General features: G+C 59.5%; 12 protein-coding genes. 4 read left to right on the top strand and 8 right to left on the bottom strand.

Annotated elements, in window-relative coordinates:
• Positions 1-6: 6 nt before the first annotated feature.
• The 7 genes from baeR to yegD form a co-directional block, all read right to left on the bottom strand.
• Positions 7-729 carry a two-component system response regulator BaeR gene (baeR, locus tag KTH07_RS12385; protein WP_015572364.1) on the bottom strand — a complete coding sequence of 241 codons (723 nt, stop codon included), beginning with the start codon at positions 727-729 and terminating at the stop codon, positions 7-9.
• Positions 726-2,129 carry a two-component system sensor histidine kinase BaeS gene (gene baeS / locus KTH07_RS12380; protein WP_217310759.1) on the bottom strand — a complete coding sequence of 468 codons (1,404 nt, stop codon included), beginning with the start codon at positions 2,127-2,129 and terminating at the stop codon, positions 726-728. The genes baeR and baeS overlap by 4 nt, the downstream gene beginning before the upstream one ends.
• Complete coding sequence (locus KTH07_RS12375) at positions 2,126-3,541, bottom strand: MFS transporter (protein ID WP_015572366.1); 1,416 nt, start codon at positions 3,539-3,541, stop codon at positions 2,126-2,128. The genes baeS and KTH07_RS12375 overlap by 4 nt, the downstream gene beginning before the upstream one ends.
• Positions 3,542-6,619: a multidrug efflux RND transporter permease subunit MdtC gene (gene mdtC / locus KTH07_RS12370; protein WP_017693079.1), complete on the bottom strand. Its 3,078-nt coding sequence runs from the start codon at positions 6,617-6,619 to the stop codon at positions 3,542-3,544.
• Positions 6,620-9,742 carry an MdtB/MuxB family multidrug efflux RND transporter permease subunit gene (locus KTH07_RS12365; protein WP_032619335.1) on the bottom strand — a complete coding sequence of 1,041 codons (3,123 nt, stop codon included), beginning with the start codon at positions 9,740-9,742 and terminating at the stop codon, positions 6,620-6,622.
• Positions 9,742-10,941: an MdtA/MuxA family multidrug efflux RND transporter periplasmic adaptor subunit gene (locus KTH07_RS12360; protein ID WP_032619336.1), complete on the bottom strand. Its 1,200-nt coding sequence runs from the start codon at positions 10,939-10,941 to the stop codon at positions 9,742-9,744. Before KTH07_RS12360 ends, KTH07_RS12365 begins: the two co-directional genes overlap by 1 nt.
• Before the next feature lie 215 nt (positions 10,942-11,156).
• Positions 11,157-12,509, bottom strand: coding sequence for a molecular chaperone (gene yegD / locus KTH07_RS12355; protein ID WP_032619337.1), 1,353 nt, complete (start codon positions 12,507-12,509; stop codon positions 11,157-11,159).
• Between the two features lie 130 nt (positions 12,510-12,639).
• Here yegD and alkA point away from each other — a divergent pair, with 130 nt between their 5' ends.
• Complete coding sequence (alkA, locus tag KTH07_RS12350; protein ID WP_017693082.1) at positions 12,640-13,512, top strand: DNA-3-methyladenine glycosylase 2; 873 nt, start codon at positions 12,640-12,642, stop codon at positions 13,510-13,512.
• On the opposite strand, the gene KTH07_RS12345 is transcribed toward alkA, so the two are convergent.
• On the bottom strand, positions 13,477-16,806 hold the full coding sequence (locus tag KTH07_RS12345) for a diguanylate cyclase (protein ID WP_063161945.1): 3,330 nt from the start codon (positions 16,804-16,806) through the stop codon (positions 13,477-13,479). The two genes, alkA and KTH07_RS12345, sit on opposite strands and share 36 nt — an antisense overlap.
• 342 nt (positions 16,807-17,148) lie before the next feature.
• On the opposite strand from KTH07_RS12345, the gene udk reads away from it, so the two are divergent.
• The 3 genes from udk to asmA all read left to right on the top strand — a co-directional run bounded on the left by udk (position 17,149) and on the right by asmA (position 20,337).
• Positions 17,149-17,790 (top strand): uridine kinase, encoded by a 642-nt coding sequence (gene udk, locus KTH07_RS12340; RefSeq protein WP_000130320.1) that lies wholly within the window; start codon positions 17,149-17,151, stop codon positions 17,788-17,790.
• 91 nt (positions 17,791-17,881) lie between these two features.
• A complete protein-coding gene (gene dcd / locus KTH07_RS12335; RefSeq protein WP_006811250.1) occupies positions 17,882-18,463 on the top strand; it encodes a dCTP deaminase in 582 nt (193 codons plus the stop codon).
• A gap of 23 nt (positions 18,464-18,486) precedes the next feature.
• Positions 18,487-20,337 (top strand): outer membrane assembly protein AsmA, encoded by a 1,851-nt coding sequence (gene asmA, locus KTH07_RS12330; RefSeq protein ID WP_032619339.1) that lies wholly within the window; start codon positions 18,487-18,489, stop codon positions 20,335-20,337.
• The last annotated feature ends 51 nt before the right edge of the window (positions 20,338-20,388 follow it).

Genomic DNA, 20,388 nt, shown 5'->3' with positions numbered 1-20,388 from the left:
CAAATATTAAGCAATCCTACACGCATCCGCTTCCCAGCGATAACCCACGCCGTACACCGCGCGAATAAACGACTGGTCGGCGTCGAGCGCCTCCAGCTTGCGGCGCAGGTTTTTGATGTGGCTGTCGATGGTGCGGTCGGTCACCACGCGGTAATCGTCATACAGATGGTTGAGCAACTGCTCGCGGGAAAACACTTTTCCCGGCTCGTGGGAGAGCGTTTTCAGCAGGCGGAACTCCGCTGGGGTAAGATCCAATAGTTTGCTGCGCCAGCTCGCCTGGAAGCGGCTTTCGTCGACGATCAGCGGGCTTTGCGCATCCAGCACCTGCAATTCACGCTGTGGCTTACAGCGGCGGAGGATGGTTTTCACCCGAGCGACCACCTCCCGCGGACTGTAAGGCTTGCAGATGTAATCGTCGGCGCCGATTTCGAGCCCCAGCAGACGGTCGATCTCTTCGATTTTGGCCGTCACCATCACGATGGGCACATCGGAGAAACGACGAATTTCCCGGCACAGGGTCAGGCCGTCGGTACCCGGCAGCATCAGATCCAGCAGGATCAGATCCGGCGGCGTCTGGCGCACGTAGGGCAGCACCTGGTCGCCGTGGCTGATAAGCGTTGGCGCGTAACTTGCGGCACGCAGATAGTCGATCAGCAGTTGCCCAAGTTTAGGCTCGTCTTCCACGATCAAAATACGCGGTGTGTTGTCGTCAATCGGTAACTCGGTCATGCTTCCCTCGATAAATCCCGTTCCAGAGGTAACTCTACTGTAATGCTAACCCCGCCAAAAGGCGAATGGGCGGCGCGGATGGTGCCGCCGTGGGCCTCCACAATGTTAACGCAAATCGCCAGCCCAAGGCCGGAACCGCCGCTGGCGCGGTTGCGTGAACCTTCGGTGCGATAGAAGCGCTCGAACAGTTTTTCCAGCTGCGCATCTTTCACGCCAGGGGCGGAGTCCGCAAAGGTCAGGGCAAAGCGCCCGTTTTCCTGCCTGCCGGAGATATGCAGCGCGCCGCCGCCGTCGGTGTAGCGGAGGCTGTTCTCCAGCAGATTATTGAACAGCTGCATCAGGCGATCTCTGTCGCCAAATACCACCGCGCTGTCCGGCAGCGAAAGGTTGATTTTCAGGTCACGGCTGGCGAAGCGTTCGCGGAATGCGCCGGTCACGACTTCAAGGATATTGATCACGTCGACTGGGGCTTTCTGGTAGGCCAGGGCGCCTTCGTCGGACATGGAAAGCTGATGCAGATCGTCCACCAGCTTGGTCAGCGTGCCGACTTCCGCCTGAAGCGAGGCCACGGACTCGGGGGTGAACTGCCGCACGCCATCCTGAATCGCCTCCAGCTCGCCGCGCAGCACCGCCAGCGGGGTGCGCAGCTCGTGCGAAATGTCGGCCATAAAGTCGCGGCGCATCTGCTGGTTTTTTTCCAGCGTGCTGGCGAGCTGGTTGAAGTCCTGCGCCAGCTTGCCCAGTTCATCCTGGCTGCGGGTGTCCACGCGGGTCGAGAAATCACCCGCCGCCAGCTTGTGCGTGCCTTCCACCAGGCGCTTAACCGGCGCCAGCAGGCCGCGCGCCAGCGGGAAGGTGGCGAGCGCCGCAAGCAGGGTAGAAAGCGCGACAATCAGCCAGCTGGTCTGACGCTGCTGGCGGTCAAAGTTGATGTCGGTGTTGCGCGTCAGCCGCTCGACCGGCGAGGCGATAACCCAGCCCACCGTCGCGCCGTTCGAGGTGATGGCGCGCTTTGTACCGTCCGGCGGTACCGGAGAGCGTGGGCCAACGAGCACGCGCATCTCCTGATCTATCACCCAGAACTGGGTGCGCCAGCCGTGCGGCGGCATGCCCAGCCCCGGGCGGTCGTCGTCATTATCGTGCTCCAGCGAGCGCAGGATTTGAAACACAAAGCGATCGTTATTGCGCAGAAAACGCCAGTTACCGTGCAGGCTATACTGTTCGCCCAGCGCGTCGCTTAAGCCCTGTAGTCGCTGTTCGTTACCGTGCTTAATGTAGTCAATAAAGCCGCGCTCAAAGCTGACCCGCACCGCCCAGTGCATGGTAATCAGCAGAACGATACAGGTGGCGAAAATCGCCACAAAAAGCTTACCGGTGATCCCCGGACGCCAGAATTTCATGGTGCACTCCTTTTGCCGCGTCGGATCACGACGTTTTTGGTCGTGTCATTCGGTACTCTGACAAAGATAAAAGCGGGCAGGGCGATAATTACCGCCATGCTGAGGTAAGTGTATAAAAATACCTGATGCGCGACGGGGGTGTCGGCGCTGAGATGGTGCTGCCCGTACATGCCGAGCAGCAATCCGGCGACCGTGACCCCCACGCTCATGGAGAGCTGCATGATCATCGACAGCAGGCTGTTACCGCTGCTCGCCAGCTCGTCCGGCAGATCTTTCAGCGTCAGGGTGTTCATCGACGAGAAGCGCATGGAGTTGATGATCCCCTGGCAGAACAGCACCAGCGGCAGGATGTAGTACCAGCCCAGCAGCGCCACGGCCATAAACAGCAGGCAAACCAACGCCAGCCCGATCGTGGCGGTCACCAGCACCCGGCGATAGCCAAAGCGGTTCACCACCTGCACCACAATACGCTTCATCCCCATGCTGCCGAGCACCATCGGGATCATCATCAGCCCGGCGTGGAACGGCGAGAAGCCCATCCCAATCTGTAAAAACACCGGCGTCATAAACGGCAACATGCCGCTGCCGATGCGTCCGGCAAAGCTGCCGAAGAGACCAAGACGGTAGGTGGGATTTCTGAACAGATTCAGGCTGAACAGCGCGTTAGCGTTGCCTCTGGCATGCCACAGATACCAGAGAATCGCGGTGATCCCCAGCGCCACCAGCAGGGCGAGCGACAGGGAGGAGATCCCCAGCCCTTTTTGCCCGTCGAGGGCCAGGGTGAGCGTCGCCATGCCAGCCGCCAGCAGGATAAAGCCAACGAAATCAAAGCGCCGGGTCTGCATTTTATAGTTCGGCATCAGCGTCAGGGTGGCAATCGCGCCGATAATACCGACCGGCAGGTTGATCAGGAAGATCCAGTGCCAGGAGGCATACTCCACCAGAATACCGCCCAGCGCCGGGCCAAGCAGCGGGCCGACCTGACCGGGCAGGGTGACGAAGGTCATCGCCGCCATATACTGCGCGCGCGGAACAATTTTCATCACCGTTAACCGCCCGACGGGCACCATCATCGCGCCGCCGACGCCCTGTAGCACGCGCGCCATCACCAGCTGGTCGAGGGTATTGGCCTGGGCGCAAAACAGCGACCCGGTGGTAAACAGCACAATGGCGGTGAAGAAGATGTTTCGCACACCGACTTTATCCGCCAGCCAGCCGCTGGCGGGCAGCATCACGGCGACCGTCAGCACGTAGGCGACAATCACCATATGCATGTGCAGCGGGCTCTCCCCCAGGCTTTTCGCCATCGAGGGGAGGGCGGTGTTCACGATGGTCGTGTCCAGCGACTGCATAAAGAAGCCGAACGCGACGATCCACAATTGCCAGCGAACATTACTGGGTAGGTCGGTCATTTACTCGGTCACCGTGGTTCTCTTTTTACGCGAAAAACGCAGCCGCAGTCGGTCAAAGAACAGATAGACTACCGGCGTGGTGTAGAGCGTCAGCAGCTGGCTCATCACCAGGCCGCCGACAATCGTGATCCCCAGCGGCTGGCGCAGTTCAGAGCCGTCACCACCGGATATGACCAGCGGTAGCGCACCGAACAGCGCGGCCAGCGTGGTCATCATGATCGGGCGAAAACGCAGCAGACAGGCCTGGAATATCGCCTCGTCCGGCGTCAGGTTGCCGTTACGCTGGGCGTCCAGGGCAAAGTCGACCATCATAATCGCGTTTTTCTTCACAATACCTATTAATAGCATGATCCCGATGAGCGCGATTAGGCTGAACGGGGCACCGAACAGCTCCAGCGCCAGCAGCGCCCCCACGCCCGCAGAAGGCAGCGTGGAGAGAATGGTCAACGGGTGCACATAGCTTTCGTACAGCACGCCCAGCACGATATAAACCGTGGCAATAGCCGCCAGGATCAAAATGACCTGCGAGTTCATGGTGTCCTGGAACACCTGCGCCGTACCGGCAAAGCTGCCGCGCACGGAGGAGGGCACCCCGAGCTGGGTCATGGCGCGGTTGATGGCGTCGCTGGCCTCAGACAGCGACGAGCCGGTTGGCAGGTTAAACGACACGGTCGAGGCGGCGGAAAGCCCCTGGTGGTTCACCGACAGCGGCGCGTTCGACGGCTGCCAGCTGGCGAAGTACGACAGGGGGATCGCCTTGCCGTCATTATTGATCACAAACATCTTGTCCAGCGCGCTGATGTCCTGGGTGTAGCGCGGATCAACTTCCATCACCACCTTGTACTGGTTCATCGGCTGATAGATGGTGGAGACTTCACGCTGCCCGAAGGCGTTGTTAAGCAGGCTGTTGGCCGCTTCAACGTTAATGCCCAGGCGGGACATGGTTTCGCGATCGTAGGTGAGCGCCATCTCGGCGCCGTTATTCTGGCTGTCGGAGTTCACGTCCGCCAGCTGCGGCAGCGCGGCCAGCGCTTTACGGATCTTCGGCTCCCACTCGCGCAGGGCGGCTAAGTCATCTGAGAGCAGGGTGTACTGATAGCTGGCGTTAGCCTGTCGTCCGCCGACGCGGATATCCTGAACGGCCATCAAAAACAGATTTGCCCCCGGCTCTTTGGCAAGCTTCAGCCGCAGGCGGTCAATGATCTGCTGCGCCGTTTCGTGACGTTCCCCGCGCGGCTTAAGGGTAATAAACATCATCCCGCTGTTAACGCGTGAGCCGCCGGTAAAGCCGGTGACGTTATCCACGGCCGGATCTTCCCGGATGATTTTCATAAAGTCTTGCAGTTTGCCCCGCATCGCCTGGAACGAAATACTCTGGTCCGCCTGAATACCGCCCATCAGCACGCCGGTATCCTGCTCCGGGAAGAAGGTTTTCGGGATGGTGATATACATCCAGACGTTGAGCACAATGGTGCCGATCAGCACCAGCCCGACAAGACGCGTGTGGTTCAGCACCCATTTCAGCGATTTGCCATAGCCTGACTGCATCGCCATCAGGACGCGGCCAAAGCCTTTCCTGCGCGGCTGCGAGTGAGGTTGGCTGCGCTTTAGCATCCAGCCGCACATCATCGGCGTCAGCGTCAGCGAAATCACCAGGGAGATACCGATGGCGACGGAAAGCGTGACGGCAAATTCGCGCAGCAGTCGCCCCGGCAGGCCGCCCATCAGCAGCAGCGGCAGGAACACCGCCACCAGCGACAGGCTCATGGACAGGACCGTGAAGCCCACTTCGCGCGTCCCCTGAAGCGCCGCCTGGAGCGGCTTCATGCCCGCTTCCAGATGGCGCGAGATATTCTCCAGCACCACGATGGCGTCATCCACTACAAACCCGGTGGCAATCGTCAGCGCCATCAGCGACAGGTTGTTAAGACTAAACCCACACAGGTACATGGCGGCAAAGGTGCCTATCAGCGATACCGGAACCGCCACCGCCGGGATCAGCGTGGCGCGCCCCGAGCGCAGGAACAGGAACACCACCAGGATCACCAGCGCGACGGAGATGATCAGCGTTTGCTCTACCTCCTCAAGCGAGGCGCGGATGGTAGGGGAGCGGTCCTGCGCAATCTGGAGGTCGATGGCCGCCGGAATCGTTTCCTGGAGCTCCGGCAGGCGCGCGCGGATGCTGTTCACCGTCTGGATAATGTTGGCTTCCGGCAGTTTGCGGATCATCAGCAAAATCGCCGGTTTGGCGTTAGTCATCCCGGCGTTACGCACGTCCTGCACCGAATCGGTGACGCTGGCGACGTCGCTCAGGCGCACCGCCGCACCGTTGTTGTAGTGAATAATCAACGGCTGATACTCGGCGGCGGTTTTCAGCTCGTCGTTGGTCTGGATCTGCCAGCGGTGGCTGTTGTCCTCAATCGCGCCCTGCGGCTTACGCACGTTGGCGTTGCTGATGGCGGAACGCACGTCGTCCAGCGATACGCCCTGGTTAAACAGCGCCTGCGGATTCAGCCCCACGCGCACGGCGGGCAGAGAGCTGCCGCCGACGTCCACGTCGCCCACGCCGTCAATCTGGGCGATGGTTTGCGCCAGCTGGGTGGAGGCAAAATCGTACAGCTCGCCCTGGGAGTAGGTCTCTGACGTGAGCGTCAGGATCATGATCGGCGCGTCGGACGGGTTAGCCTTGCGGTAGGTTGGACGGCTCGGCATGCCGCTTGGCAGCAGGCTTTGGGCGGCGTTTATCGCGGCCTGCACGTCACGCGCCGCGCCGTTGATGTCCCGGTCGAAGTTAAATTCCAGAATGATGCGCGTGCTGCCCAGCGAACTGCTGGAGGTCATCTCGTTAACCCCGGCAATTCGCCCAAGCGAGCGCTCAAGCGGCGTCGCCACCGATGACGCCATGGTTTCCGGCGAGGCACCCGGCAGCGAGGCGCTGACCATGATCACCGGGAAATCGACCTGCGGCAGCGGGGCCACCGGCAGCAGCCGGAAGCCCAGCACGCCGCACAGGGTAATAGCGACGGAGAGTAAAATCGTCGCCACCGGACGGTAAATGAAGAGGGCGAAAAACTTCACTTACGCCTCCTCTTCACGTTTCGGGAAGCGGCTTTTCGTCCACAGGGCCAGACGGTCAAACAGCAGGTAGATAACCGGCGTGGTAAACAGCGTCAGCACCTGGCTCACCAGCAGGCCGCCCACCATCCCGATGCCCAGCGGACGGCGCAGTTCGGCCCCCACGCCGGTGCTCAGCATCAGCGGCAGCGCGCCCAGCAGGGCGGCGAGGGTGGTCATCAGGATCGGACGAAAACGCAGCAGACAGGCCTGGTAAATGGCCTCGCGCGGCGCCATACCCTGCTCGCGCTCGGCGGCCAGCGCAAAGTCGATCATCATGATGGCGTTTTTCTTCACAATGCCGATAAGCAGGATGATGCCGATGATCGCAATGACGTCCAGCTCGCTCCCCGCCAGCATCAGCGCCAGCAGCGCCCCCACGCCCGCCGTCGGCAGGGTGGAGAGGATGGTGATCGGATGGATAAAGCTTTCATACAGCACGCCAAGCACGATATACATCGCCACCACCGCTGCGACAATCAGCCAGACGGTGCTGCCCAGCGCGGCCTGGAACGCCAGCGTACTGCCCTGGAACTGGGTCTGAATATCGGACGGGAAGCTGAGTTCTTTCTCCGCGCCCAGAATGGCCTCCACCGCTTCGCCCAGGGAATACCCGTCCGGCACGTTGAACGAAATGGTGGTGGACGGGAACTGATCGAGATGGTTAATCGACAGTGGGGTGTGGCGCTCTTCCACGCTGGCAATGGCGCTGAGCGGCACAATCCCGCCGTCTTTGCTGGTCAGGCGCACCGTGTCCAGCGCGGCCAGCCCGGGCGTGTTTTCGGTGTTATGTTCCAGCACCACGCGATACTGGTTGGCCTGGGTATAGATGGTGGAGATCAGGCGCTGGCCAAAGGCGTTATACAGGGCGTTATCCACGTCGGACATGGTAATGCCCAGACGGCTGGCGGTGTCGCGGTTGACGTTCACGTACGCCGCCAGCCCTTTATCCTGCCAGTCGCTGCTGACGTCAGAAACCTGCGGCAGTGCTTTCAGCTTGTCCACCAGCTGCGGCACCCAGGTGCTCAGTGCCTCAAGCGAGGTGGCCTGGAGCGTAAACTGGTACTGCGTGCGGCTCACCTGCGTATCAATGGTTAAATCCTGGATCGGTTGCAGATACAGCTCAATGCCCGGCACGCGCGCCACCGCGCTTTGCAGGCGTTCAATCACCGCGTTAACGCGATCGTCGCGGTCATCGAGCGGTTTAAGGTTAATTTGCAGGCGCGCGCTGTTGAGCGACGGGTTGGTGCCGTCCACGCCCACGTAGGCAGTCAGGCTTTCCACCGCCGGATCTTTCATGATGATCTCAGACACCTGCTGCTGGCGCTGCGCCATGTTGGCGAAGGAGACCGTCTGCGGCGCCTGAAGCGTGCCCTGAATAATGCCGTTGTCCTGAATCGGGAAGAAGCCTTTCGGAATGAAAATCCACAGCATGACGCTGAGCGCCAGGGTGCCGAGCGCCACGCCGAGCGTTGCCCACGGATGGTTCAGCACTTTCGCCAGCACGCGGCCGTAGGCGGCGATAATGCGCTCGAACATCCGCTCGGAGGCGCGCGAGAAGCGGTTTTGCTTGCGCAGGGACTCGTGGCTCAGCATGCGGGCGCACATCATCGGCGTCAGCGTCAGCGACACCACGGCAGAGATCAAAATGGCGACCGCCAGCGTCACGGCAAACTCGCGGAACAGCCGCCCGACGATATCGCCCATAAACAGCAGCGGGATCAGCACCGCAATCAGCGAGAAGGTGAGTGAGATAATGGTAAAGCCAATCTCCCCCGCGCCCTTCAGCGCGGCGGCTAACGGCTTTTCACCTTTTTCGATATAGCGCGAGATGTTCTCGATTACCACGATGGCGTCGTCCACCACAAACCCGGTGGCGATGGTGAGCGCCATCAGCGTCAGGTTGTTAATCGAGAAGTCGAGGAACACCATCACCGCGAAGGTGCCGACCAGCGAGAGCGGCACGGCGACGGCGGGAATGATGGTTGCCGGGACGTTGCGCAGGAACAGGTAGATGATCATCACCACCAGCGCAATCGCCAGCATCAGCTCGAACTGGGTGTCGGTCACTGACGCGCGAATATTCGTGGTGCGGTCAGAGAGCACTTTCACGCTGACCGATTTTGGCAGGCTTTCCACCAGCTGCGGCAGCATGGTGCGAATGCTGTCGGCGGTATCAATAATGTTCGCGCCCGGCTGGCGCTGAACGTTCATGACAATCGCCTGCTGCTTATTGGCCCACGCCCCGAGCCAGCTGTTTTCCGCGCCTTGTTCAACGGTTGCCACGTCGCCCAAACGGATCGGCGCGCCGTTCTGGTAGGCAATGATCAGCTGACGGTACTCATCGGCGGACTGCATCTGGTCGTTGGCGGAGAGCGTGACCGCGCGGGTCGGGCCGTCCAGCGAACCCTTCGCTGAGTTGACGTTGGCGCTGCTGATGGCGGTGCGAATGGTTTCGCTGGTTAACCCCAGCGCGGCAATGGCCTGGGCATTCAGTTTGACGCGCACGGCGGGGCGTTGACCGCCCGCCAGCGTCACCAGCCCCACGCCGGTCACCTGCGAAATCTTCTGCGCCACGCGGGTTTCAACCATGTCTTCCACCTGGGTCATCGGCATGGCGGAGGAGGTGACGGCAAGGGTCATGATCGGCGGATCCGCCGGGTTGACCTTGCTGTAAACAGGTGGATTCGGCAGGTCAGACGGCAGCAGGTTTGTGGCGGCGTTAATCGCGGCCTGCACCTCCTGCTCAGCGACGTCCAGCGACAGCGTGAGCTGGAACTGAAGCGTGACGACCGAAGCGCCACCGGAGCTCTGGGAGGACATTTGCTTCAGGCCAGACATCTGGCCAAACTGACGCTCCAGCGGGGCGGTGATGGCGGACGTCACCACATCCGGACTGGCGCCCGGATAGAGGGTGACAACCTGAATGGTCGGGTAGTCCACTTCCGGCAGCGCCGACACGGGCAGAAAACGGTAGCCAATGATCCCGGCCAGCAGGATCGCCACCATCAGCAGGGTCGTCGCAACCGGACGTAAGATAAACAGGCGTGATGGCCCACCTGTAGAGCTCGGCGGCAAGACCTGCATCAGGCTTTTGCTCCTGTATCCTGCGCTTCCACCACCTCGACCTGCGCCCCTTCGGTCAGACGGTCAATACCGTCGGTCACGACGCGGTCGCCAGCGGACAGTCCGGCGCTGATCACCACCGTCTGGCTGTCCTGGATGCCGGTTTTCACCAGATGTTTGCTGACCTTGTTTTCGCTGTTCAGCACCCAGACAAAGTTGCCTTCACTGCCCATTTGCAGGGCCGCCGTCGGGATCACTACCGCGTTTTCTTCGGTCGCGACCAGCATTCGCGCGTTGACGAACTGATTCGGGAACAGGGCATCGTCCTGATTGTTGAAGCGTGCTTTTAGCTTAATGGTGCCGGTGGTGGTGTCGATCTGGTTATCCAGGCTCAACAGCGAACCTTCGCTCAGCTTCTGCTTGTTGGTGCGATCCCAGGCTTCAACCACCAGCGCTTTTCCGGCCTTCTGCGCCTGTATCACCGTCGCAATGTCGCTTTCCGGCAGGGTAAAGACGAGATCGATAGGGTGCGTCTGGGTGATCACCACGATGCCCGTGGTATCGCCGCTGGAGATTTGGTTCCCGATATCGACCTGTTTCAGGCCCACGCGGCCGTCAATCGGCGCGGTGATCCGGCTCCAGTCGAGCTGGAGCTGGGCGCTGGCGACCGCGGCTTCGTCGGCCTTGATGGTGCCCTGAGATTCACTGACCAGAGACTGCTGGGTGTCCAGCTCCTGGCGTGACACGAGGTTGGTTTTTACCAGCTGCTGATAGCGGGCTAAATCGCGGCGGGCATTGGCGAGGGTGGCTTTGTCTTTCGCGAGCTGCCCCTGCGCCTGCGCCAGGGCCACCTTAAACTGGCTTGGATCGATTTCCGCCAGCAGATCGCCGGCTTTTACCTGCTGACCTTCCTGGAAATGGATGGCCATCAACTGACCGTCCACGCGGCTACGTACCGTCACGGTGTTGGCGGCGGTGATGGTTCCCAGCCCGGAGAGATAACGAGGCACCGCTTTATTCACCGCCGTTGCCGCCTGCACCGGTGCCAGCGCACCGCCGCGCATACCGTGGCGCCCGCCGCCCGTTGAGCGTTGTGAGGGGCTATTAGCGCCAGCAGGTGCCGTGGAGTTCGCGGACTGGCTGTGCCAGTACCAGGCGGCCAGGACCACCACAATCAGACCAACGGCGATTGCCCAGCGGGATTTGTTACTGCCTTTCATCGTTATACGTTCTCATCCTGAAACTCTTTCGGGGAATGATACTAGTTTAGTCAGCTAACACAGCGGAAAAATGGAGGAAATATGGAAGACTGTCGGGAATTGTCTGAGTGTGGCGCGCTGTTTCGCCTTCGCCGGGTGGCGCTGCGCTTACCCGGCCTACGGTTGGAGGATCTTGTAGGCCGGGTAAGGCGAAGCCGCCACCCGGCACAACCCCATTAGCTAAACACCACCTGCGCCCAGCGCGCCAGCCCTGCCGTAACGGAGCCAAAGTCATCGCCGCCGGCAATCGGGATCCCCGGCAGCTGTTCCGCCAGCGCTTTCTTGATCAGCGGCGAACGGGCGCTACCGCCAGTCAGGTAAATTACGTCCGGCTTCACGTTGCCGTTCTCAAGCGCCAGTTGCACCTGCTCCAGAATACGCTGAAGCGGCTGAGTCAGCGCCATTTCCAGCCCTTCCTGAGTGATAGCCGTAGCCAGATCGTCACTGATAAACGGCAGCGAAACCGTATGCTCTGGACGATCGGAAAGGGCAATTTTGCTCTCTTCGGCGGTGCGCACCACCCGGTAGCTCAGGCGCTGACGCCACACCTTATACAGAAGTGCGACCTTCTCTGCATCCTGCGCATCACGCACCAGATCGTTGAGGAAACGGCCATTCGCGGTGCTGTAAAAATCACTCTGGGCAGGGACGTCGTTGATGGCAATCGCGTTCCACCACGGCAGGATCGGCAGGGCGATGCCTTTATCGGTTTGACCGCCCATACCGAGCAGCGGCATCAGGCTCTTGAAGGCCAGGGCAATATCAAGATCGTTACCGCCCACGCGGCAGCCGCTGTGCCCCAGCAGACTATTTTCACGATCGCGACGGTGATGCCACTGGGGACCCATCAGCAGTAATGAACAGTCCGTCGTACCGCCGCCGATGTCCACCACCAGCACCCGTTTCTCTTCCGTCTGCGTGGCTTCAAAATCCAGCCCCGCCGCAACCGGCTCATACTGGAACACCACGTCGCGGAAGCCTGCCCGGTGCGCTGCACGCTCAAGGATCCCCTGCGCCTGCTGGTTGGCTTCGTCGCCGCCCAGCCCCTGAAAGTTAATCGGACGGCCAATCACCGCCTGGGTGATGGCATCCGGCACCTGGGACTGCGCCTGATTGCGGATGTGCAGCATCATCGCGCAGACCAGATCTTCAAACATCGCCACCTGCTGCGGCTTCAGGCCGCTGGCGCCGAGGAAGGATTTCGGCGATTTAACGAAGTAGACCTCTTCCGGGTCTTCAATATACTGCCCGAGGGAAGAGAGGCCGAACTGCACGCTGGACGGGGTAACGTCGATATCTTCCTCGCGGTTAAAGCTGACCGCACGGCGCAGCTGCGCCTGGGTCTCCGCCGCCGTGGCCGGAACCTGATGGTGGCGGAACAGCCACTCGCTCACCGCTTCACGCGTGGGCGCACAAAGCATTGACGGCAACAGCGTACTGCCGTTTTCCATTTTCAGGAGCTGCGGTTGTCCGTTTTGCATTATCGCAACCGAGCAGTTTGCGGTGCCGTAGTCGAATCCAATAAACACAATAAATCCCCATGCCGGTGAGAAGGGGCGAGACTTTAGCGAAATGTCTGCCAGGCGACAACAGGAATATGAAAGCAAGGCGCAAGGCGATCTTTCGGTTTATGCTGAGGTAAATACAAAAGGAGAGACGATGTACACCCTGAACTGGCAACCGCCCTACGACTGGTCGTGGATGTTTGGCTTTCTTGCCGCGCGTGCGGTCACGGGGGTTGAAACCGTTACGGAGGATTACTACGAGCGCAGTTTTGGCTATGCCGGGCACCAGGGCGTTTTCCGGGTTACGCCAGACAGCGCAACCCCTACGCTGGCGGTGTCGCTCAGCCCTGGCCTGATCCCGGTGGCGGATATCTGCCTCGACCGCATCTCCCGCCTGTTTGACCTCGATTGCGACCCGCTGCACATTGCGCAGACTCTCGGCGAGCTCGGCGCGGCGCGGCCGGGCTTACGTTTGCCCGGCGCGATGGATGCATACGAGCAGGGCGTGCGCGCCATTCTCGGGCAACTGGTGAGCGTGGCGATGGCGGCAAAACTGGCGTCACGGGTGGTGGCGCTGTGCGGTGAACCCATTGAGGATGCGCCGGGCTATCTCTGCTTTCCTCCGCCAGAGGTGCTGGCCGCGGCAGATCCGCTGGCGTTGAAAGCCCTCGGGATGCCGCTCAGGCGTGCGGAGTCGTTGATTCATCTGGCGCAGTCGGTGGTGGACGGTGAATTCCCGCTGTTCCCGCCTGCGAACGTTGAGGCCGGGATGAAGGCGCTACAGCAGCGCCCCGGCATCGGGCGCTGGACCGCGAATTATCTGGCCCTGCGCGGCTGGCAGGCGAAGGATGTTTTCCTGCCGGATGACTATCTGATTAAACAGCGCTTTGCCGGTATGACGCCCGCGCAGATCCGTCGCTATGCCGAACGCTGGCAGCCGTGGCGCTCGTATGCGCTGTTACATATCTGGTACACCGACGGCTGGTCGCCGTCAGTTGATGGCGAAATAGCTGGTATTCAGCAGTAGATCGAGCGGCTGCGCTTCCCCGATGGTGTCGCCGTAAATAAAATCAACGCCGATGCCCGACAGCGTATCCATCATGATCGACTGATGGCATGGCCCGGCAATGGTTTTTATGCCCAGACGCTGGGCGTGGCCCTGAATGATTGTCACCATCATCTTATCCATCAGATTGCCGTGGACGTTGGTCACCATGTCTGTATCCAGCAGCAGATAATCGGCGGTGTTGGCGCTGAGCTGGCTGAAGACGTTCATATCGCGTCCGACCCGGGTCAGCACCACGCGACAGCCGGCCTGACGAAGCTTTTGCAGACCCTGCTGCACGTTTTCATCCGTATTGCTCAGCACATCAACGGCGATCGCCAGATGCAGCAGCCGCGCCGGCAGCGGACCTCTGGTGATCAGGTCGAGCAGCTCATCCACCAGCGTGACGCTGGCTAAACCCGCTTCTGAGAGCGGCAGCGCGACGCCCATTCCTTTGGCCGCCACCTGTGCGGCATAGGTACGGAAAAATTCGCTGAATATCCGTCGGTCCAGGGCGTGCAGCAGCTCCGGCTCCGCCAGCCCGGCGCGGAAGGCATGCTCTTCCAGCACTTCCCCCTGGCTGGTCCACAGCCGCAAGGAAATCAGCCAGAAGCTACTGCTCTCGGGAATGCGCGGCGAGGCGACGCTGCGGGCGATCATCAGCAGATGGTTATCTTTAATCATGTGCCACTGCTCGTCCAGCGACATCATGCTGCGCGTGCTGTGGATCCGCTCCTGCTGGGGTTCGTAGACGGTGACCACGCCGCGCCCGCTGTTTTTCGAGGCGTAGCAGGCGATATCGGCCTGAGACATCACTTCCGCAGCCTGGTAATTGGTGTCGTCAATCAGCGTAATCCCCGCGCTGGCGCCAATGCGGTGCAGGCGTCCTTCCCAGGAAAAATGATAGTTGTTGATGGCGTCGATCAACCGGCCCGCAATATAGCGTGCGCTTTCGACGTTGCAGTCCGGCAGCAGCAGGCCAAACTCGTCGCCGCCCAGACGCGCCAGCACGTCGCTGGAGCGCAGCATGGTCAGCATTAGCGAAGAGAGTTCGCGCAGGAGAGCGTCGCCCGCCGCGTGGCCTGCCGTATCGTTCACCGCCTTGAAACGGTCAAGATCGATAAAGACCAGCGCGTGACGCTGATGGGTCTCCTGTACCGTCTGCAACAGGCGCTTAAGGTGGTTTTCAAAGCTGACGCGGTTCGCCAGGTGGGTAAGGGCGTCATGGGAAGCGCTGTAGCTCAGCTGGCGCAGCATTTTGCGCGACTCGGTGACGTCCTGAATCACCAGCACCGAGCCGATGGTGTGCCCTTCCAGAGTGCTGAGGGGGGTAATGCTGTAATGAATGTCGAAACTGCCGCCATTGCGGCAGTTAAGCACCACATCCTGTTCGATATCGGTACGGGACATATCGCCGCTGTGGATGTTTTCCATTAACGGACCGTTCTCGCCGAAGGTAATGTGCAGCACCTTCAGAACGGGCTGACCCAGCGCTTCGCTTTGCGACCAGCCGCTCATCTTCTCGGCGACCGGGTTCATAAAGGTGATGTTCATGTCGATGTCGGTACACAGCACCGCTTCGCCGATGGAGTCGAGGGTGATATGCAGGCGCTCTTTTTCCTGGAACAGCGCCTCGTTCAGCTGCTTCACCTCGGTCATATCCATGTTGATCCCTAACAGCCGCTCCACTTCGCCCTGTTTGTTCAGCACCCGGTTCGCCAGCGAACGAATGTGGCGAATGCCATCCTTGACGCGAATGCGAAATTCCAGCTTGAAAGGTACCCTGGCCTGGAGTGACTCACGCAGGACCTGTTCGGCGTGCGTACGATCTTCAGGCACCATGGCCGCATGCCAGAGCTGCCAGGTGGGTTTAATGTGCGAGGGGATCTCGTACAGCTCAAACATCCGTTTATCCCAGCTGATTACGTCCGGCTCGAGATCCCACTCCCAAATCCCGATTCCGCCGGCTTCGTTAGCGAGAGTGATACGCTCCATCAGACGCTTATTCACCCACTCGGTCTGTTTCAGATCGTTGATGTCTTCAATCTGGGCAATAAAGTAGAGCGGCGTGCCGTCGGCATGGCGCACAACGGAGACGGCCAGCAGCGCCCACACCACCTCTCCGCTGCGGGTGTAGTAGCGTTTTTCGAGGGTGTAGGTGTTGATCTCGCCGTGAATCAGCTGTTGCAACTGCTCCAGGTCGGTATTTAAATCTTCCGGCCAGGTTAACTGCTGGAACGTGAGCGACTGAAGCTCAGACTGGCTGTAACCGAGGAAATTGCACAGCGCCTTGTTGGCCTGGAGCCACTGGCCCTCAACGCCCACCAGCGCCATACCAATCGCGGAATACTCCATCGCATTGCGAAAACGTTCTTCGCTTTCCGTAATATGTTTACGCTCGGCCCGGAAGGCATACATCACCATCGTCATAATGTTGGCGGGGAGCAGCATCATCAGGAAGGGGAGCCACGGCGCGTTGAAGGTGACAATCATGGTGGAGGGCGTCATGGAGAGAGGATTTCGCGCCATCATCAGGGACACCATCATGATGGTGAATAAAAATATCAGGAACGCTTCCATACGCGGCAGACGGACCGCGCTCCACATCAGCAGAACGATAATGCAGGTGAATGGCCACGGCAGCCAGGTGATTGCCGTCCAGCTAAGAACCAGCGTGACGACCAGGGTCACCAGCGTTTCCAGCAGCAGTTTCGGGTTGCGGTGGCGCAGCAGGTAATGCGGTTTAAACAGCAGACCTAACGGCACCAGCGCCAGTGCGCCAATGGCTTCTGAAAGTACCCAGACAAGGAAATTACGCAGCGGCTCCGCGCTCGGCACCAGAAAATGAACCAGAACGCCCCCCACCAGCGGCGGCACCAGGGCACTGCCGAGGGCAAGCCGGACCCAGTCGTTGAGGTTTTGCAGCGGATTATACCAGGGGAGCAACTTACGCAGTAACAGCGCGCCAACCGTGGCCTCAATGATATTGATCGCCGTGTAGGTGATGTTGATCGATGCCCATGAGAAGAGCATCCACGAGGCAAAAATATTGCCAAAGGAGCAGGCGAGCGCAATGCCGGGCCACATTTTTCCCGCATGGCGGTAAAACGCCACCATCATAATTGAAGTCGGGAACCATAGTGGCGCCAGCAGCGTACCGAAGCGAGTCAGCTCGAGGGAAAATAAGGTGAAGATGAACGTGACCAGACCCAGACAGACAAGCCGCAGTAAAGGATGTGGGGTAGTAACCAAAACCCGCTGGTATTGTTTATTCATTACCGCTCTATCCAGGGACGCCATGTTGTCAGGAGCCAGGTCCGGACGCGTGAAATTAATAATTTGGTTTATGCTAGTACAAACATTTTACAATTCATATGCTGAGTGGTCAGATTTTGACTTCATAGACTTATAAAATAGTTACTCTGCGAAGAAGGGTGATGAAATGGCGAAAAACCGCGCGTAAAAATTTTGCTAAAGGCGTGAAACAGCGCTTTTCAGCCCGCCTCGCATAACCTGCGCATTCGACTGGTATCACGCCCCCGAAATCCCTATAATTGCCGCGTTTGACGCTCCGGCGTCGTCCTTCCTTACATCCAGGTTAATCAGGTCGCTAAATTTATGACTGATAAGTCTCATCAGTGCGTCATCATAGGCATCGCCGGCGCATCGGCTTCAGGTAAAAGTCTTATTGCCAGTACGCTTTATCGCGAACTGCGTGAACAAGTGGGTGATGAGCATATCGGTGTGATTCCCGAAGATAGCTATTACAAAGATCAATCCCATCTTTCGATGGAAGAGCGCGTAAAAACCAACTACGACCACCCCAGTGCGATGGATCACAGCCTGCTGTTCCAGCATCTGGAAGCGCTGAAGCGCGGCGAGGCGATTGAGCTGCCCGTCTACAGCTACGTGGAACATACCCGCACCCAGGAAACGATCCGTATCGAGCCCAAGAAGGTGATTATCCTTGAAGGGATTTTGCTGCTCACCGACGCCCGTCTGCGCGAATCTATGAACTTCTCGATTTTCGTCGACACTCCGCTGGATATCTGCCTGATGCGGCGTATTAAACGCGACGTTAACGAACGCGGCCGCTCCATGGACTCCGTGATGGCGCAATATCAGAAAACCGTTCGCCCGATGTTCCTGCAATTTATTGAACCTTCGAAACAATACGCCGATATTATCGTGCCTCGCGGCGGTAAAAACCGTATTGCCATTGATATCTTAAAAGCGAAAATCAGTCAGTTTTTTGAATAAGCCGTGTGAATTGTGTACCGTTCAGAGATAACCTGGTTTTGCCCTGACGCCGTAAGGCTTCAGGGCGCGATGCACGAAAGGAGAAAGTGCCATGCGTCTTTGTGACCGCGATATAGAAGCCTGGCTGGATGAAGGCCGCCTGTCTATCACCCCGCGTCCGCCGGTTGAGCGTATTAACGGCGTGACCGTCGATGTGCGTCTGGGGAATAAATTCCGCACCTTCAGCGGCCACACGGCACCGTTTATCGACCTCAGCGGGCCGAAAGACGAAGTCAGTGCGGCGCTGGATCGCGTCATGAGCGACGAAATCGTCATCGAAGAAGGAGAGGCGTTTTATCTCCATCCTGGCGAACTGGCGCTGGCGGTGACCTTTGAATCGGTCACGCTGCCTGCGGACCTGGTCGGCTGGCTTGACGGACGCTCTTCCCTGGCGCGTCTGGGCCTGATGGTGCACGTCACCGCGCACCGTATCGATCCGGGCTGGTCTGGCCGTATCGTGCTGGAGTTCTTTAACGCCGGTAAATTGCCGCTGGCGCTTCGTCCGGGAATGATGATTGGTGCGTTGAGCTTTGAACCGCTGACCGGCCCGGCAGACCGTCCTTATAACCGCCGTCAGGACGCAAAATATCGCGACCAGCAGGGTGCGGTTGCCAGTCGTATCGATAAAGACTGATCTGTGAGTTCACTGAGGAAGCCATGAGAAGAGTTCTGACAACGCTGATGATTTTGCTGGTGGTGCTGGTGGCTGGCCTTTCAGCGTTGGTGCTGCTGGTTAACCCGAATGACTTCCGGGCCTACATGGTGCGGCAGGTGGAAGCGCGCAGCGGGTATGAACTCAAGCTGGACGGGCCGCTGCGCTGGCACGTCTGGCCTCAGCTCAGCATTCTCTCCGGACGTATGTCCCTCACCGCGCCGGGTGCCGCGCAGCCGCTGGTCACGGCGGATAACATGCGTCTTGATGTCGCGCTCATCCCGCTCTTATCCCATCAGCTCCAGGTTGAACAGGTGATGCTGAAAGGGGCGGTGATTCAGCTTACGCCGCAAACCGAAGCCGTTCGTCAGGCGGATGCTCCGGTCGCACCGCGTGAAAACACCTTGCCTGACGTCCCGTCTGACACCGGCTGGTCGTTCGATATTGGTAATCTGAAAGTTGCCGACAGCGTGCTGGTTTTCCAGCATGAAGATGACGAACAGATCACCGTACGCAATATCAACCTCAGGATGGAGCAGGATGCCAACCATCACGCCACCATGGAGTTCTCCGGGCGGATCAACCGCAATCAGCGCGATCTCAACCTGTCGATGAACGCGAACGTGAACGCCTCTGATTATCCGCACCAGCTGACTGCGGACGTTCAGCAGCTTAACTGGCAGCTGACCGGCGCGGATTTACCCGCGAAGGGGATTGCCGGCCAGGGCACGATGAAGGCGGTGTGGCATGAAGAGCGCAAACAGCTCGAACTGAACGCGCTCAACCTCCAGGCCAACGACAGTGCCCTGAAGGGGCAGGCGAGCGTCACGCTTGATGAGAAACCTAAGTGGGTGCTGGATCTGCAATTCGACAAGCTGAACCTCGAGAACCTGCTTCCGCCCCAACCGGTGAACGCGACCGATGAGGGAGCCACGCAGGTGGGGCAAAGCCAGGTCACGCAGTCGCGTCCGGTGATCTCCTCAAATCTCGATCAGCCTGACTACAACGGCCTGCGCGGATTTACCGCCGACATTCTGCTGAAAGCGAACAGCGTGCGCTGGCGTGGGATTGATTTTACTGACGTCAGCAGCCAGATGTTCAACCACAACGGCCTGCTGGTCATCTCCGAGCTCAGCGGAAAAATGGGAGCAGGGAACCTCTCCCTGCCGGGCACGCTGGATGTACGCAAAGACGTTGCCAGCGCCGCGTTCCAGCCGCGTCTGGAAAACGTTGAGATTGGCACCATCCTGAAAGCCTTTAATTACCCGATTGCCCTCACGGGGCAGCTGTCGCTGGCAGGGGATTTCTCTGGTACGAAGATTGATGCGGACGCCTTCCGTCGTAGCTGGCAGGGGAAGGCGCACGTTGAGCTGAAAGATTCGCGCATGGAAGGGCTGAACTTCCAGCAGCTGGTGCAGCAGGCGGTAGAACGCAGCAGCAGCGTGAAAGCGAATGAAAACTACGACAGCGCAACCCGTCTGGACAGCTTTACCAGCGAGCTTGCCCTCGACAACGGTCAGCTCTCGCTTGACGACATGCAGGGGACGTCGTCACTGCTGGCGCTGACCGGAACCGGCGCGCTGGATCTGGTGAAAGAGACGGCAGACACCCGCTTCAACGTCCGCGTGAAGGCTGGCTGGGAAGGCGAAGGCCAGCTTGTGGAGTTCCTGAAAGAGACGCCGATACCGCTGCGCGTATACGGAAAATGGCAGGAGTTGAATTACAGTTTGCAGGTCGATCAGATCCTGCGTAAGCACCTTCAGGATGAAGCGAAACGTCGGCTGAATGACTGGGCGGACCGCAATAAAGAGTCTCAGTCAGGTAAGGACGTGAAAAAGCTGCTCGATAAGCTGTGATGCCTGTTGTGCCGGGTGGCGGCTTTGCCTTACCCGGCCTACAAAAGCCAG

The sequence above is a fragment of the Enterobacter cloacae complex sp. ECL72 genome (assembly GCF_019056635.1).
In the GTDB taxonomy this organism is placed as follows: domain Bacteria; phylum Pseudomonadota; class Gammaproteobacteria; order Enterobacterales; family Enterobacteriaceae; genus Enterobacter; species Enterobacter hormaechei_C.
Note: the sequence above shows the minus strand (reverse complement) of the source record. Positions and strands in the feature narration are given on the sequence as shown.